Raw genomic sequence first — 17,162 nt, 5'->3', positions numbered from 1 at the left:
GCATTACACTCTTTCGAACCTCTCATATCCTTGGATCTTCATTTTCCATTCATAATCGGCAGTCCTTCCACCTATCGTTCACATCATGTTATACTAGTACTTATTGTAAAAAAAGGAGGTTTCTTTATGCCATACGACGTATTATTATTCGATCTAGACGATACATTATTCGATTTTGCTGAAACAGAAAAACATGCACTCGGCAATACATTCAACACGTTCGGACTACCAAACGGCCTAGAAGCTTACCGCGATACGTACCGTGCGATCAGCTCCGTCATCTGGGATGATCTCGAACAAGGACGCATCACAATTGAAGAGTTAAAAGTAGAACGCTTCCGTCGGTTATTCGCACATCATGAACTACAACTTGACGCTGCACATTTCGGAGAGCTATACATCGAAAACCTAGGCTATGAATCTCATTTGATCGACGGCGTTGAAGAAATGATTTCAAAGCTATCTGAATACCGATTGGCAATCTTAACGAACGGCTTCACACTCGCTCAACACGCGCGCATAGCCGGCTCAACTTTACGCAATACGTTCGAAGCCATCATTGCTTCTGAAGAAACAGGATTCAAGAAGCCACAACCTGAAATTTTCGACTATACTTTTCAGAAACTAGGCATTACCGATCCTTCTCGTGTACTAATGATTGGCGATTCTCTAACTTCCGACATTCAAGGCGGAATCAACGCTGGTATCGACACGTGCTGGTTCAATCCAAATCGTCGCGAAAACCATACGGGAATTCAGCCGACATATGAAATTCATTCATGGGCAGAATTCAGCGTTGGCCGTACGACAGTAAAGAACAACTAATCTAAAACCAACACCCCCTCCAATACATTTCGTTGGAGGGGGTTTCTCATATACCTATTAAGCTAGCAATGAAATGACCTAAAGACTTCTGCAGAAAATCCCTTACCTTTTCTCGCTTGCCGCCTCAATAAACTGCTCAAATAACTTCAACGACAAAGGATCTTCCCTCTTCACCATCGCTTCAGGATGCCACTGAACGCCTACCACAAAACGATGCGCAGTACTCTCAAAAGCTTCAATGACACCATCCTTCGCAAACGCGGTCACAACAAGTGGTGCACGTACTTCCCTCACGGCTTGGTGATGCAGCGAATTCACGCGGACTTCCGAAGTGCCTGCCCACTCCACCAACTTACTATCTCCAACAATATCAATTGAATGAAAAGCAAATTCTAAATCGGTCAGTTGATGATGCTGCAACAAATCCTCTGATAGCTGCGCATATATGTCCTGATAAATCGTTCCACCAAACGCCACATTGATCAACTGATACCCTCGACAAATCCCAAACACCGGCTTATCCTGATCCGCCATTGTTTTAATTAACGCAAGCTCCGACTCATCTCGCTCTGGCAACACTTTCCCAAGCTGTCGATGCGGCTCTTCACCATACAAAAATGGATCCACATCTTCCCCACCGATTAGCAATACACCATCTAACCGATTGCAAACTTCTTCAATCGCTTCCAGTCCTACCGGCAACATGACGGGTACGCCACCTGCTTGCCGAACTGCTCGTACATATCTAGTCTGAACTAGTGTATCCCCGTTCTGATCTATATCTGACGTTACACCAATTAATGGTTTCATGTAGTACACTCTCCCTTTTACATTCCTACAAGTGATGAAATAGTGTATACCCGAATTTGCTGGAAGCTACTCAGGGATCGTTGCATTATTGAACAAGTAAATAGAAAACCCAGATCTCAATTCATGCATCGAATGGAAGATCTGGGATAGGTGGAGTATGGTTCTGTTCTGTTAAGAATGTTTTTGTGTATATGTGAATTAAATTAAAAATAAAAAATCAGCCGGATCCCTGTTGAAATGATTGGTCTGCGTTCTATTTTGTTATCAAACACAACGCTTTCACAAAGACGTTAATTACATAGTCTCTTCTAAAGAATTAATCGATATTTTTTCTTCTATTCTATAATACTAGCCACTAATTTGAAAGCGCATACAAATAGAACGTAAACATATGCTTATATAGTAGAGATTCAACACATTCTCATCAGGTACCCGTTACAGCAAACAGTTTTCTTTTACGACGTCTTCTTCCGGCAGAATAATTTTATATGGAATAGGCGACGACAATACAATAGAAGTCGTTAACGTACCGAATGGGATCAGCCGGTCGATTAGCTCACTCATTTTGCCCATGCTAGACGTTGCGGCTTTCAAGATATAATTTGTCGTTCCGGTCACACGGTGACATTCAAGAATCGAATTTTCTTCTTTAATTTGTTCCTCAAACTCGTTGGGCCTCTTTTTCAATTCACTTACTTGGATGAATAGTAATGTGTCCAGTCCGAGTGCCTGCAATGATATTCGCGCAGTAAATTCTTCTATAATACCTTTTTCCTGCAGACGCAGCAAACGTTCCGAAACACTAGGACGACTGAGAGATAATTGTTTAGAAAGATCGCTGATTGTCACACGGCTGTTTTCTTGCAATAGTTCCAATAATTTAATGTCCGTTTTGTCCAAAATCCCACCTCTTTCCAAAATGAAGGATAAATGCTCTAAAGTAATTCAAAGTTGTGTCTTTTTTGTGAAAACCACTTTTTTCTGACATGTAAATAAATTATAACTTACTCTATTATTAAGTCAAAGGGAAAACGGCAGACAAAGGAGGCATGAAACAGACTACATGTATCCCAAACCCAATGTATAAATAAATAGGTATTTTTTTCACACAAAAATGTAAGCGATTACAAAATCCCAAAATTCTTTTCCCATCAATGAAAACTATAACACAAAAGGAACGTGACGCATGCATACTAACAATCAGTGGTCTTCTAAATTAGGTTTTATTTTAGCAGCAGCGGGCTCTGCAATAGGTTTAGGTGCCATATGGAAATTTCCTTATGTAGCAGGCACAAGTGGCGGTGGAGCATTTTTATTAATCTTTTTACTTTTCACCTTCCTAATCGGACTTCCGCTACTCATGGGAGAATTCATTATTGGACGAAGTACTCAGAAGGATGCAATTGATTCATATAAAACAATCGCACCAGGTACATCCTGGCATCTGATCGGAAGACTGGGAATTGTTACGTGTTTCATCCTTCTATCATTTTACAGCGTGGTGGGCGGCTGGGTGCTCATCTACATCTGGAAAGCTGCAACGGGCAGTCTGAGTGGTCTAACGCAGGCTGACTATGGTGATTTATTCGGCAGCATTGTATCCAGTCCCTACGTGAGTGTAGGTGCTCAGCTCCTATTCATGATTATGACTACATTTGTCATAGCTAGAGGGGTTACAAGCGGTATAGAAAAGGCCAGTAAATATATGATGCCTGCACTGTTCGTATTATTCATCATCTTGACTATACGTTCATTCACTCTCGACGGAGCGATGGCAGGTGTCAGCTTCTTCCTAAAACCGGACTTTGGCAACATTACTTCTGAAACGATCTTGTTTGCGATGGGTCAATCATTCTTTGCACTCAGTATCGGTGTTTCCGTAATGGTTACATACAGTTCGTATTTATCCAAGAAGGAGAGTTTGCCACAATCCGCTATTTCCATCGTATTAATGAACCTACTCGTGGCCGTTCTGGCCGGATTGGTTATTTTCCCAGCGGTCTTTGCATTCGGTCTCGAACCGGACGCTGGCCCTACATTACTCTTTAATGTATTGCCCACCATTTTCGGGCAACTGCCGTTTGGCACATTGTTCTTCCTAGCATTCTTGATTCTGTTCCTGTTTGCCGCGCTGACTTCCGCATTTTCCATGTTGGAAATCATTGTAGCGGCTACTTCCAAAGGGGATCACAAGAAGAGGAAAAATCACGCCTGGTTGATTGGCGCGGCCATCTTTATCGTCGGTGTCCCATCCGCGTTATCGTACGGCATCTTATCCGACTTTACGATTTTCGGTATGATTCTGTTTGACGCCTTCGACTTTTTAGTAAGTAATATTCTCATGCCACTTGGTGCGTTGTTGATCGCTCTATTCATCCCAATAAAAATACCGAAAGAAAAGCTCTACGAAGAATTGAAGGCCGGCTCCAACATCAGCACAAAATTATTTTCTGCCTGGTTTTTATTAATTCGTTACCTTGCACCGGTAGCTATTCTCATCGTGTTTGCAGACGTACTTGGACTATTGAACTTCTTGAAATAAATAGAGAGATTGCTGATGCCCTCTTATAGGTTCACAGCAATAAAATAGAGGAGGAAATGATTTTGGTAACTTTTGAACAGACTTTACAAGACGACAAGGCAAGTGTATTGGATAAAATGGTCGAGCATGAACAAATTCTATTCTGTCATGATAAAGCAACCGGTCTTCAAGCCATCATTGCAGTTCACGATACGACTATGGGACCTGCACTCGGTGGATGTCGCATGGCGCCGTATAAAACTATGGATCTCGCATTAAAAGATGTTCTTCGCCTTTCTAAAGGGATGACATATAAATGTGCGGCAGCTGATGTAGACTTTGGCGGCGGAAAATCCGTCATCATCGGAGATCCGTTAACAGATAAAACTCCTGAGAAATTCCGTGCTTTCGGTCAATTCATCGAATCATTGAACGGACGCTTTTATACAGGGACAGATATGGGCACAACGCTTGAAGACTTTGTGCATGCCATGAAAGAAACAAACTACATCGTGGGCAAGCCGGTCGAATATGGTGGCGGCGGAGACTCATCGATCCCTACTGCACTCGGAGTCTTCTATGGCATTAAAGCGACAAACCAGAATCTGTTTGGCGACGACAAAGTAGAAGGCCGAAAATACAGTATCCAAGGTCTTGGAAAAGTCGGTTACAAAGTAGCTGAACATATTATCAATGAAGGTGGAAACGTGATCGTCACAGATATTAATGAGCAAGCGATTGCAGATATTCAGAAGCTCGGTGGAAACGCTGTCAAAGTCGTATCAAGTGAGGAGATTTACAGTCAGCAAGCAGACGTTTTTGTTCCTTGTGCATTTGGTGGCGTGATCAATGACGACACGCTCAAGGTGCTGAAAGTACGAGGAATCTCCGGTTCAGCCAACAACCAGCTCGCGGAAAGCCGCCATGGAGAGCTGCTACGTGAAAAGGGTATTTTGTACGCTCCAGACTATATCGTCAACGGTGGCGGTTTAATCCAAGTGGCGGATGAATTGTACGGAACGAATCCTGCACGTGTACTCGCTAAAACTGAAAACATCTATACCTCACTGCTTGAAGTATTCCATCAGGCAGAACAGGATCATATGACAACTGCCACTGCCGCAGACCGTATGTGCGAAAAGCGTATTGCGGATGCCAAAAATCGCAACAGCTTCTTCACACAGGCAAACCGACCGAAATGGAATTTTCATCAGTAATAAAAATAGCTGAATGAGGTGATGAATTCATGGAAGAATTATATCCAATTATACAATATGTGAATGAAGAAGGAACATTCTCGGATGACTCGATTAAAGAAGAGATCACAGCCGAATTAGTTCAGTCCTTTTACTATCATATGCTACGGATTAGAACTTTTGACCGCAAAGCGAAGAGCCTACAACGTCAAGGCCGCCTTGGAACATATGCCCTTTTCGAAGGGCAGGAGGCTGCACAGGTAGGAAGCGCTCTTTCTTTAAAGAAAGATGACTGGGTGTTTCCTACCTACCGTGATCACGGCGCCCTGTTGACATTCGGCGCGAATATGCCGAAAGTTCTGCTGTACTGGAACGGGCGCGCGGAAGGTAATTTGCACCCTGACCGCAATATCTTCCCTCCGGCCGTTCCCATTGCCACACAACTCCCGCATGCAGCAGGTGCTGCGTGGGCAGATAAGCGCAAGGGCAATAAAAATGTCTCTATCGCCTATTTTGGCGACGGGGCGACATCTGAAGGTGACTTCCACGAGGGCATGAACTTTGCCAGCGTATTTAAATTACCTGTCGTTTTCTTTAACCAGAACAATGGATATGCCATCTCGGTGCCAATCGAGAAGCAAATGAACTCCAAAACAATTGCTCAAAAAAGTGTCGCCTACGGCATGCCTGGCATCCGTGTGGACGGAAACGATATTTTCGCAGTGTATATTGAAACGAAAAAAGCATTCGACAGAGCGAGAAATGGTGACGGACCCACTTTAATCGAAGCCGTAACCCAGCGATTCGGTGCGCATACAACAGCTGACGATCCGACAAAATACCGCGATCAACACGAGGTGGATTCTACACGTGATCAACTGGATCCCCTGCTACGCTTAGAACGTTTCATGAAAGACCAAACATATTGGGACGAAAAATGGGTTCAAGAAATCAGTACACAGATCAACGAGGAGATCGAAGAAGCAATCGTTGAAATGGAAAACTTCCCGAAAGCGAATGTGGAAGATTTATTCGACCATGTATTTGAAGAGTTGCCGTGGCCACTACAGGAACAGAAAGAACAGTATCTACAATCAGTTAGGAGGGATCAGTAATGAATCCAGTCGCTGAAACATCAACAATGGAAACGAGTAAAACGACACGTTCATTAACGCTCGTTCAAGCTGTGACAGATGCACTTGGCACGATGCTTGCGGAAGACGACCGGGTCATGCTGCTCGGAGAAGACATTGGAAAAAATGGCGGTGTATTCCGCGCAACCGAAGGACTGCAGGAAAAATTCGGCGAAGACCGTGTCATTGACACACCGTTAAGTGAAGCTGGCATTGTCGGCTCCTCTGTCGGACTGGCAGTGAACGGGATGATTCCGATCGTAGAAATACAATTTCTCGGCTTTGTCTATCCGGCATACGAACAAATTGCCACGCATGTGACCCGTGTCAGAATGCGAACGATGAGCAAATATACGGTGCCGATGGTGATTCGTGCGCCGTACGGAGCGGGCGTGCGCGCACCGGAAATTCACTCAGACAGTCCGGAATCTCTTTTCACACATATGCCAGGCATTAAAGTCGTCTGCCCTTCATCCCCTGCCGATGCGAAAGGTTTGCTAATCGCAGCGATTAAAGATCCGGATCCGGTATTGTTCATGGAGCCAATGCGCTTATACCGCGCTGTTCGTGAAGAGGTTCCAGAAGGGATGTATGAAGTCGAAATCGGAAAAGGTAAGAAAGTGACTGAAGGTGATGATGTAACTGTCATCACCTGGGGCTCCATGGTACCTGTCGCGAAGAAAGCGGTTGAAAAAGCGAAAGCAAAAGGAATTCAGTGTGACTTAATTGATATCCGCACTCTGTTTCCTTTAGATAAAGACATCATTGCAGAATCCGTACAAAAAACTGGTCGCGTAGTAGTGGTGCATGAAGCACATGAAACGACAGGCGTCGGAAACGATATTCTGTCCATTATCAATAAAACTTCATTCTTATATATGAAAGCACCGATTGAAAAAGTAACAGGATTTGATGTACCAGTACCCTTCTTCGCACTGGAAGATGAGTATCTGCCAACTCCTAAACGGGTAGAAGAAGCAATCGAAAAAGTGTATACATTCTAAGGGGGTCTTCAATTGTTAGAGGTGAAACTGCATGATATAGGAGAAGGGATGACGGAAGCGGAAATTCTTCACTACTTCGTGAAGCCCGGCGACTCCGTTGTTGCTGATCAAGCACTTGTAGAAGTACAGACCGATAAAATGGTGGCGGAATTACCGTCACCCGCAACCGGAGTTGTAAGAGAACTATTAATCAATACCGCCTCTACTGTAGAAGTAGGGACCACAATCTTGCTGATAGAAGCAGAAAACCGATCCGGACTGGTGGATCAAAGCGTGGCTACCACCGAGACAGCGCCAGCAGCAAAGGTCGAACCTATAAAAACTACACCTGCCGCAAACATCAAAGGACCACGTCGCATCATGGCAGCTCCGTACACACGCAAAATCGCCAGAGAAAACGACGTCGATATTACACTAGTCAGCGGAACAGGTCCTGCAGGCCGTATTTTAGTACAGGACGTGTTCCACTTCATGGAAGAAGTCAATAACCAAACTTCCGTAGCGCAGGAAACGGCTGCAACGGACACCACCGAGCCCGCTCCCCCCTCCCCTGCAGCTAAAGTAGCATCGGTTCGGACAGAAGCGGAGACGATCCCTTTCACAGGCATCCGAAAGCACATCGCAAAGAAAATGACCCAGTCACTGACGACGATCCCGCATGTGACGCATTTCGAGGAAATCGATATGACGAATCTCCTTGCGCTACGCCAGGAATTAAAAGCAGACGGTGTCTCTGTTTCCGCGGTCGCATTTTTCATCAAGGCACTCGTCGTTGCCTTGAAAGACTTCCCTGTATTTAACGCTAAGTTGGATGAGGAAAATGAAGTCATCATTCTTGAAAAAGACTATCATATCGGACTTGCTGTCGATTCAACACTTGGGCTGATTGTGCCTGTTTTGAAAAACGCTCACAAGAAAACGTTGCTAGAAGTCCACGCTGAAATGAAAGAGCTGAATGAAAAAGCACGGCTCGGTACATTGTCAGGTAATGAAATGCGAGGTGGCACGATGACAATCACGAACGTCGGACCACTTGGGAGTACTGGAGCGACGCCAATCATCAACCATCCTGAAACGGCAATTATCGCATTCCATAAGACGAAGAAATGCGCAGTAGTCACGGATGATGACGAAATTGTGATCCGCTCGATGATGAATATTTCCATGTCATTTGACCACCGGGTAGCAGACGGTGCCACGGCGGTAGCCTTTACAAATCGCTTTGCAGAATTAATTGAAAATCCTAAGAAGCTTTGGCTGGAATTGATATAATCAATAGTAGATGAAATCATCCACGAAAAAGAGCTGATTATTGGTGGCGGTCCGGGCGGCTATACTGCTGCAATCCGTGCCGCTCAGCTCGGTGTGTATGCATCAAAAAACCTTTCCCGTGTTACCGAAAAAGGTTTTTAGAAAGCATTTTCACAAAGCAATAAAACCGCTTAAATAATCTGTACATAAACGCTAAGTGGACTTCTCTTTGCAGTACTGGTTCAACTTACTTAGCCAAGATCATGACAGAAGAAACGACGTCCCCGACTTTCTTATCATGTTGATACAGGCTAGCCACAACGTAAGCCATCTTGCGTCCGAGCCGCTCTACACGTGCTTCCACCTTTACCGTCCCCGCGAATACCGGTCGGTGGAACGTCGTATGTATATCCACAGAAGCAAATGTCTGATCTTCGGTAATTTTTGAAGCAATCGCATAAGCCATCATAATATCTGCCGCAGATGTTAAAAAGCCGCCCATCGACACCCCGTTTCCGTTCATGAACTTTTCATCCACTGTCCAAACACCACGTGCCACTCCATCCTCTGCTGACAATACTTCAATCTGCAATGTTACATCACAATTCGGTGGTGTCGCATTCCCCTTTACTACCTCCATCAAATCCACTGTCTTCGACTGTGCCATAAATTCATTCACTCCTTTCCACTAGTCTACTATCTAATTATTCCCATACACACGATAATACTGCTCTAACCCCTCGAGCAAGCGCTCCGTCCGCTTCGCTGTATACTGTTCAAACGAAGGATCTTCTATTTCTTTAACGAGCGACCATAACGACCAAAGAAAATCTGACTTCAACTTCTGCAGATCAAGCGACTGTTTCGAAGAAGCTGGCAAACCGTAATAACTGAGTAACTCTTGCTCTTGTTGCTCACTTAACTCACGCTCCAAAATAAATGCCGCCAAATCCCACTCCGGCAAATAATTCCCACTGTACTCCCAGTCGATCAACAGCAGCTGCTTCGCATCATTCAGAATAAAATTAGCCGACACCGTATCCATATGACACGGCACATACTCCTGCCGCTCCCCTTGCGTCAAATTCCTCAACCGCTCCTCCAACAACACATAAAGCGAAGGGATTTCCGTTAACGCAATTTTATACTTCTCAACCTCACCCCAATAATTAAAGCGATTCGGGAACTCCTTTTTCGACGAATGAAGTGTAGACAACACACCTGCAATCTTCTCCAAATATTCTTTCGTCACAATCAAATCTCGCGTTAAATTAGCCGTCGCATCATAATACGGAGTCATTTTAATGCCTTCATCGGTAAACACCACGTTGCCGACCGTTACTCCAATTTCTGCTGCAATGCGCTGATTTTCTTTTTCATGGTGGCGGTTAATAATATCTTCGAACTCATGCGCTGGAAAACGTAAGACGTATTTTTGTCCTTTGTGTGCGACGAGGAAGTTTAGATTAGTGAGACCGCCTAGTCTTTTTATGTATTTTAGATCTTCAATTAGAAACACTTTATAACACCCCTGTTTTTCGTACTGTAGTATGTACGGTTCTTCTAGTAAATTTCCGATTTCAACATACTTATTAATTATTCGGAAAATTAATCAGAAATCCGTAAATTCAAATCAATCGTTTTACCGAATAGATCTTTTCTTATCACTATATATATCAAGCATCCACTTACGAATAAGACACACCTATTACGTTATTATCTTTCAACGCTCCATTTAAATCAATAGTAATACTAGATTCACTATAGTCCATTGGAAATTGAATTGGCGAAATCTATTCACATAGTCTTGCAGTATCACCGCATCCTGTGTGGATTCGCTTTGCATGTCCTCTCTCATTTGTCATATAGAGCTTTTTTCCGAAAAGGATACACACTGTAGCAATTATTTTTGAAATCGATATGATTTCTAATTTCGTCACTCATGCACTGCATAAAGAAATGTGCAACGTCGAGATTCATCTCGACACTATTCTTATTTCTTAAGATTCTTTAAGTTCTTTAGTTATTGGCTTGGCGGTTTTAGGCAAGTGCACTTGCTCAATGTCGTCAGGTACACCTGTCGACTTTAGGCAGACCACCTGTAACTATTGGGCAATGCTTTTTTGTTTGCCTGTGCATCATACAACTCCAAAATAATTCAGAATTGCATCTAAACCGTTTGATGGACAGGTAGGCTACACTTTGACACATAATTCTTGACGATCTCATAACCTGCAACCAACCACTTTGATGCAACAACTGTTACATAAAGTGGTTGGCTTAAATAACCCCTAATTGGATATTCTTCGAAAATGTTATATGTGATATCATAATAACGTATGGAACAAAGGAATTTATTTTTAAAAGGAGGACTTCATCAACTTGGGCCTTATCGTAGCCATGATTCTCGTTATTATTGTTTTAGTTGTCGGATTGATTTTGACCCTATCCGTTGCCAATTCCAGTACTACTTCCAAGAATAAAAATTACAGTAGTAAAAAAAGTTTTTCCAATTTGCTGTGGATTTATGTTTTATCAGTACCCGTGATTATTATATTGACTGTTATCGCTATATTTATATTTTATTAAGACTGGAGGACGGTTTGGTAGTACTGAAGAAACACATGTTTTTTCGATTCTTAGTAACCGTCTAAACCACTTCTTGTTTACCTGTCCATCACACAATTCTGACACTATTTAGAATCGTTACTAAGTTGTGTGATGCACAGCGTTTAATGTGAAATAAGTCAAGCGCCACGTTATACGAATTTTAGCCGCACGAAACTAAAGCCTCAAGATACTATTTTTTTGAAACTCGACAATCACAGAACACTCTATGATGGCGTCTTTCCGCAGCGGGAAAGGTCTCGCTTTTTTCATTCCACAGGGATACATCCTATTAAATCCAAACTATATGCTTTTACGTTTTATCCGTATTTGTGGAACTAGACCCATAACGCTGTGCACCGAGGTCCTCTACGGCCTCAAGGTAGGTTTCTTTGTGATCTACGCTCCGGAGAGACGCCTTTTTTAGGAAGAGAGATACATTTCGTCTTTTATACACTGACAAAGTGATTGAAGAAGACCGCTTGTTTCGCTTTATTTCTCAATTTCCCGGCAATTACTGTCAGTAAGACATAATCCGGATTCGTGCTCTGGTAAAGTGATTGATGTTTTCTCATCGCATAGGCAAGGCGTAAGATTCGATTCCCCAGTGCGATATAGGCTTGGCCTGAAAGCTTTCCCTGCTCTTTCATCTGTTGATACCGGGCGTTCATTTCAGGATTATGGGTAGCTACACACTCTCCTGCTTGGTAGACAACGCTTCGAAATGCCGCTCGCCCCTGCTTCGAGATAGCGAAATGCGAGGCTTGTTTACCACCCGATTGCTTCACTACGGGATTTGTACCGGCCATCTTAATGAGTTGACCTGAATGGGTGAACGCGTTCAGGTCTCCCATTTCCGCTGTCAATTCCGCTGCCAGTGTCACGCCGATTCCCGGGATACTTAATAAGATTCCGCCGTCGGTTTCCAAAAGCAGTTCTTCAATGACTTCCTTTAATTCAGCTGTGTGCCGGGAAAGGAGTTCGTATTCATCCAACTTGAGCCTCAGAAGAAAGAGTTCGGCAGCTAATGCCTCTTTCGGCTTGGAGATACTTTCTTTTGCGTATGCCAACAGTCGATCAATCGTGGCGTCACGCAATTTTAGGTTGTGTTCAATAGACAGGTTGCGCAGTCCATCGGCCCCGAGCTCCAAGATATCTGTCGTATGCGGATAATACCTCATGAGGAAGAGGGAAGCATTGGACGTGAATTCAGAAAATACCTTCACCACTTGGTTCTTTCCGTCTTTTCGTACATTCTTGCCCTGAAATTCACGAAAGATGTGATCCATATACACACTCATCACATTCATACAGCGGGTCTGCTCATTAATCAACCGCCTTCTTGCCCGAGTCAGTGTTTGAAGCCTTTCTAGGTCGTGTGCCTTCTTCTTGCTGCTTTCTCCACGCCCTTGGAGGATAGATTGTACTATCGCCTGTAAATCCACTCGGTCGGTCTTGGTATAGTTCAGCATCTTTTTACGTTCTTCCGCTGTAGTCGCCGCATTAATTACGCGCACCATATAGCCTTGCTGATCACATACTCTAACCAGGTCTTCATAGTAATGGGCAGTAGTTTCAATGCCCAAGATAACACGAGTTAATTGATAGGCTTCTCGCGTCTGGTCAATTTCCTTCTTTAATACTTGAAACCCTGTTTGAGATCCGTCAAATTCGAAAGGTCCTCTTAAAATATCTCCAAAAATGGTACAGATCATCGCCGTATTCACATACTTGGCAGCGTCAATCGCTACGATACAGTACTTGTCTGCTTTTTGGCTCCTCATCAAGTGACTCCAATTACTTCCGTTTCTTCCCTGAATATGATTAAATGTTGACATAACCATTGTTTTCAGCTCCTCTTTTACTAGTGAGGTTGGGTAGGAAGTTCTGTGATTGGTACTCTCCTATACCCTGAAAACAATGGTTTCTTCGCGTTTTACTAAATCTATTTCATATAATAGCTCAATATTGAAATGGAATAAAGATAACTTTGATATAAAAGATTTTTAGGCGGCACAAAACTTTCCATTCCTACTTTATAACTCAAAGTGCCGTAAGATGAATTGAGCATCATTACAGCATGCTCTCTATGCCATTTCAGTGAATAAGGCCGCTGTCCTTCCATATGTTGATCTAAGAGCCTTTCATCCATACAAACAGCCCCTTAGTGTAATTTGTTTTTTCATTTGTTTTTTCATTCATTTATCCTACGGTAATAGAAAATTAATATCCAGAAACCACAAAAACAGGTAATCCATTTGAATAGTCAATGTTTATTTTTGTATTTGCAATAATAACTTCGTCCTCATTTTTAAACTCTCTTTTCATTTTTCTCATTTTATCTTTTTCGTCAAATACTTTATACGCGAATTTAAACATTTCAAGAAAATCAGCATTTAAGCCATGAGTATTTGACTTATACTTTATTCCATCAACATCTTTTTCATCTATTAAAATAAATTTAGTATTTGGAATGGAAGAAAATATTTTCTGTTTGTATTCATGATCTATTAAGTTATCATTTGTGCCTTGAAAAGTAAGTATGTTGGCTTGGTTTTCAAAGTTATTATACAACTTGTCCAGACTAAAAATCATTTCGGTAGGGACAATCCTTTTTGCTAAGTAATCAAATTCTATTTGCAAAGTCATTTCGCTGAATTTCTGAAATAAATATCTATTCGACTTTAGATAAGCGGGCTCTATCCATCCAGAATTGTCTATTATATTTGACAGGAGGTTAGGAGCAATACGATTTACTAGATGTAATAGATAGGCTCCATGGGAATGCCCATAGCCAATAATCTGATCAGAATTATACTCCAAATCATTTCCATCCAATAGTATTTTTACAGCTTCTAAAGTAGTAATTAAATCAATCGCTTGCATAATACCCATATCATTAAATATATTTTCTGTTTCTGTTAATTTCGCTTTAACTGGTAAAATGAAATCTATTGTTGATAACCGCTGAATCATTTTATCTGTATTGCCTACTACATAAGCTTTCTCTTCTTCAGTTAAATATTTTTGGGCATACGCTTCTATATCCTCAACGATAAAATCCTCTGAACTTTGCATGAATTGATCTCCAAAGAATGCAGATTGGACAGTCAGCATATTGAAGCCATCGGACAATTCTTCACGCATTTTCTTATAAACCTTGGAATCAATATTCCCTCCAAACCCTGGAACTAATAGTATTATACCGGTTTGTGCATTCATACCAGCGGAAGGTAACGAAAAATCTATTCTTAGTTCTCTACCTATGTAGCCATTGTAAATTGTGGGATGCGCCCCTATTAATATGCTTTGATTTTCCGCCATGATTTCCGCCCTTTACTAATTTAATTTTAAATATTTGTACCTTATGTATACTGCCTATGTAATCCACTATTTGCTGCTTACTCACATCTAGTTCTGCAAACGTTTAATATACTCTTTAGTATGGAAGATACGGAATTGCATGTAGGTATTATATCGGTTTTAATTGGAGGAGTTTCACTGGTAGAAAATCTTTCATGGAGTAATTAAATACGTGATATGTAGAAGCGTATATTTTATTAATATGATATAAGTCGCTTGATACAAGATTCTCTTAAGAAAATAAGTTATAATAAGAACAAGCATTCGTAAGGGGGGTAGTACAATGGATCAACAATTTAATTTCTACGCACGAATTTGCGGAAAATTATTAGGAGACGGTTGCATAGTGAAGCAAGGTAACCGAAAACCAAGATTTCAATTCATGCATCGAACAGAGGACTTTGGCTTGGCACAGTACTGTCATGAACGCTTACAAGATTTCCTGCCACTCTCGCCGCCAACCTACTCGAGAGTCGTTGATATGCGTCTGATTAAACAATACTCGGAAAGATATATAGTGCAGTCCAAAACGCATCCAACCATCACTAATCTATACGAGACATGGTATCCACAAGGAAAAAAAGTCATTCCATTCGATTTCCTTGAATCTTATTTAAATGAGGAAGCATTATCCTGGTGGTACCAAGACGACGGTCACGTGAAAATAGTTAATGGAACCATGAACAAAGTTATACTTTCCACTGACAGCTTTACCGCACTAGAAAATGAACAACTGATCCAACTGCTATTCAAGAAGTTCAAACTGCGTTTTTCAATAGATGGACAGAACCGGCTCATACTCTATGATCAGTTCCAAATTATCTACTTTCTCAAACTGGTTTCTCCATGGCTGAGCCCTGCGATGAAACGCAAAGCTGCTGTCACGTTGCCATTAAAACCTATCGCCAAAAGAACGACTGTATACCTGCCATCCGCAATCAGCTTACGGAGGCCGACTGCTGAAATCAATGAAAAACTAGTCAACCTTCATTCACTTTTGTGTGAAGAGAAGAAATTAGTCTGCCTTCATACGGTTTTCAACGACTTTGAGCAACTCGCTTCAGTTAAAAACACGACGACAGTTGGATATCAGATTGTTATTCAAGAGCCATACCGGAAGTTATTAGCTAGGGTTCGTCAGCAGACTGGATTTTCCGTTAGCTTGTTAGTGAGTTATTGTTTTATCGCTTAAGTCTGCGAATCTTTTCCATTTTTCTTCATGCTTGCCTTGCCATATTTGTTGAAAACCGTTGACTCTAGTTTAACGTTTACAATATTAAATTCATACTAGAGTCGTTGGTATATCGGACTGTTTTTTGTAATGGATCAAGCAACATTTACGAGTAAATCATTTGTTTAGCAACTCTCCTAAAGGCATTCGGAATCAAATGCTAATCACGTTGATCAAGTTTGCACTGATTGAAATCATACGTTTATACATCAACCGCGAAATTCTTCGGAATTTTCTTCTTAAAGTCCGCCATATATTTTTAGCCATTCAGTCACTTACTGAGAACTTGTGACCTCAATTCAAGGAAAAGCAAAGCTAGGCGGAAGCTTCAAGAATACCTTTCCATCATGATTCGATATGGCGAGGACTTTGTCATCGTAATACTTAAAAGTAAGGAATATTATTTGAACGAGAAAAAAATATTGCTAAAAAGCAATCATCTTATAATTAGCGGAGTGATAGACTACTTGTTTTGTGAGAGTATTATCTTGCATTAAATTGACTTTATTGTAATCTCTGCAATGCTAGTGGGTAGACCGTTATTTGAACGTAGCAATATCGATTTTCAATCAGCTACACTGTACAACTAATACAGATGCATTGAGTTACAATTTAATTTTTTTGATTATTTTAGCTGGGTTTCCACCAACAATAGTAAAATCTATAACATCTTTCGTAACAATACTACCGGCAGCAACTACAGCATTTTTCCCTACTGTAACTCCAGGTAATATTATGGAATTAGCCCCAATCCAACTTCCTTCTTTAATCAATATAGATTTAGATGGCGAATGTCCCTGATAGTATATCGGTTGTGTAATATCATCATATTTGTGATTACTAACATACATATGTACACCAGATCCTATCAACACATTTCTCTGAATATTAATTTCTCCCGTCTCAGTTGCGATTAATACACTTGCTGGCCTTATTACTACATTATCTCCTAATTTTATATTAGAACATTTGACTGCAGTTGCTCCCATCCTAAATTCTGCATTTTCTCCAAAAAACTTAAACTTTTCTTTACATATCTTCTTTTGCATAGTTGGTAAAAAGAATAATATATAAGTAGCCAAGATATCTGATCCCAATCTATCTGACTCTTTAGACCACTTCCAGCGTACTCTAAACTCATTTAATAATTTGAGCACTTTAAACATTTCATCCCTAGTCCTTTCATATTTAGAATAAAGGTATCACTTTACATGGTAAGTG

General features: G+C 41.5%; 15 protein-coding genes. 8 read left to right on the top strand and 7 right to left on the bottom strand.

Going from position 1 to position 17,162, the window contains the following annotated elements; all coding sequences use genetic code 11:
• Positions 1–126: 126 nt before the first annotated feature.
• The gene (locus tag CSV74_RS13620) at positions 127–825 is read left to right on the top strand and encodes a YjjG family noncanonical pyrimidine nucleotidase (RefSeq protein ID WP_099692107.1); all 699 of its coding nucleotides are present in this window, start codon (positions 127–129) and stop codon (positions 823–825) included.
• A 102-nt stretch (positions 826–927) separates the two neighbouring features.
• Here the strand turns inward: CSV74_RS13620 and CSV74_RS13615 are convergent, their stop codons facing one another.
• Both CSV74_RS13615 and CSV74_RS13610 read right to left on the bottom strand, forming a co-directional pair.
• Positions 928–1,635 carry a gamma-glutamyl-gamma-aminobutyrate hydrolase family protein gene (locus tag CSV74_RS13615; protein WP_099692106.1) on the bottom strand — a complete coding sequence of 236 codons (708 nt, stop codon included), beginning with the start codon at positions 1,633–1,635 and terminating at the stop codon, positions 928–930.
• A 435-nt stretch (positions 1,636–2,070) separates the two neighbouring features.
• Complete coding sequence (locus CSV74_RS13610; RefSeq protein WP_099692105.1) at positions 2,071–2,535, bottom strand: Lrp/AsnC family transcriptional regulator; 465 nt, start codon at positions 2,533–2,535, stop codon at positions 2,071–2,073.
• Positions 2,536–2,821: 286 nt separating this feature from the next.
• Between CSV74_RS13610 and CSV74_RS13605 the strand changes: the two genes are divergently transcribed.
• The 5 genes from CSV74_RS13605 to CSV74_RS13585 all read left to right on the top strand — a co-directional run bounded on the left by CSV74_RS13605 (position 2,822) and on the right by CSV74_RS13585 (position 8,761).
• The gene (locus CSV74_RS13605) at positions 2,822–4,177 is read left to right on the top strand and encodes a sodium-dependent transporter (RefSeq protein WP_099692104.1); all 1,356 of its coding nucleotides are present in this window, start codon (positions 2,822–2,824) and stop codon (positions 4,175–4,177) included.
• 116 nt (positions 4,178–4,293) lie between these two features.
• Entirely contained in the window at positions 4,294–5,373 is a 1,080-nt protein-coding gene (locus CSV74_RS13600; RefSeq protein ID WP_233190960.1) for a Glu/Leu/Phe/Val dehydrogenase dimerization domain-containing protein, read from the top strand.
• 29 nt (positions 5,374–5,402) lie between these two features.
• Entirely contained in the window at positions 5,403–6,467 is a 1,065-nt protein-coding gene (gene pdhA / locus CSV74_RS13595) for a pyruvate dehydrogenase (acetyl-transferring) E1 component subunit alpha (RefSeq protein WP_099692102.1), read from the top strand.
• Positions 6,468–6,493: 26 nt separating this feature from the next.
• On the top strand, positions 6,494–7,489 hold the full coding sequence (locus CSV74_RS13590; protein ID WP_099692135.1) for an alpha-ketoacid dehydrogenase subunit beta: 996 nt from the start codon (positions 6,494–6,496) through the stop codon (positions 7,487–7,489).
• Positions 7,490–7,501: 12 nt separating this feature from the next.
• A complete protein-coding gene (locus CSV74_RS13585; protein ID WP_099692101.1) occupies positions 7,502–8,761 on the top strand; it encodes a dihydrolipoamide acetyltransferase family protein in 1,260 nt (419 codons plus the stop codon).
• 226 nt (positions 8,762–8,987) lie between these two features.
• Here CSV74_RS13585 and CSV74_RS13580 read toward each other — a convergent pair whose 3' ends face one another.
• Both CSV74_RS13580 and CSV74_RS13575 read right to left on the bottom strand, forming a co-directional pair.
• Positions 8,988–9,407: a PaaI family thioesterase gene (locus CSV74_RS13580; protein WP_099692100.1), complete on the bottom strand. Its 420-nt coding sequence runs from the start codon at positions 9,405–9,407 to the stop codon at positions 8,988–8,990.
• A 33-nt stretch (positions 9,408–9,440) separates the two neighbouring features.
• Complete coding sequence (locus CSV74_RS13575; RefSeq protein WP_158231806.1) at positions 9,441–10,259, bottom strand: choline kinase family protein; 819 nt, start codon at positions 10,257–10,259, stop codon at positions 9,441–9,443.
• Positions 10,260–11,122: 863 nt separating this feature from the next.
• Here CSV74_RS13575 and CSV74_RS13570 point away from each other — a divergent pair.
• Positions 11,123–11,329, top strand: a complete 207-nt coding sequence (locus tag CSV74_RS13570) for a BshB3 potential contributor to bacillithiol synthesis (protein WP_099692098.1) — start codon at positions 11,123–11,125, stop codon at positions 11,327–11,329.
• Positions 11,330–11,796: 467 nt separating this feature from the next.
• Here the strand turns inward: CSV74_RS13570 and CSV74_RS13565 are convergent, their stop codons facing one another.
• Positions 11,797–13,131, bottom strand: coding sequence for an IS110 family RNA-guided transposase (locus CSV74_RS13565; protein WP_233190954.1), 1,335 nt, complete (start codon positions 13,129–13,131; stop codon positions 11,797–11,799).
• A gap of 439 nt (positions 13,132–13,570) precedes the next feature.
• The gene (locus tag CSV74_RS13555; RefSeq protein ID WP_099692095.1) at positions 13,571–14,671 is read right to left on the bottom strand and encodes a DUF2920 family protein; all 1,101 of its coding nucleotides are present in this window, start codon (positions 14,669–14,671) and stop codon (positions 13,571–13,573) included.
• Positions 14,672–14,993: 322 nt separating this feature from the next.
• On the opposite strand from CSV74_RS13555, the gene CSV74_RS13550 reads away from it, so the two are divergent.
• A complete protein-coding gene (locus CSV74_RS13550) occupies positions 14,994–15,902 on the top strand; it encodes an endonuclease (RefSeq protein ID WP_099692094.1) in 909 nt (302 codons plus the stop codon).
• Positions 15,903–16,546: 644 nt separating this feature from the next.
• Here CSV74_RS13550 and CSV74_RS13545 read toward each other — a convergent pair.
• Positions 16,547–17,107: an acyltransferase gene (locus tag CSV74_RS13545; protein ID WP_099692093.1), complete on the bottom strand. Its 561-nt coding sequence runs from the start codon at positions 17,105–17,107 to the stop codon at positions 16,547–16,549.
• Positions 17,108–17,162 lie beyond the last annotated feature (55 nt).

It is taken from the genome of Sporosarcina sp. P19, from assembly GCF_002743165.1.
Classification (GTDB): domain Bacteria; phylum Bacillota; class Bacilli; order Bacillales_A; family Planococcaceae; genus Sporosarcina; species Sporosarcina ureae.
The sequence above is the reverse complement of the archived record's forward strand: the minus strand, read 5'-3'. Positions and strand labels throughout refer to the sequence as shown.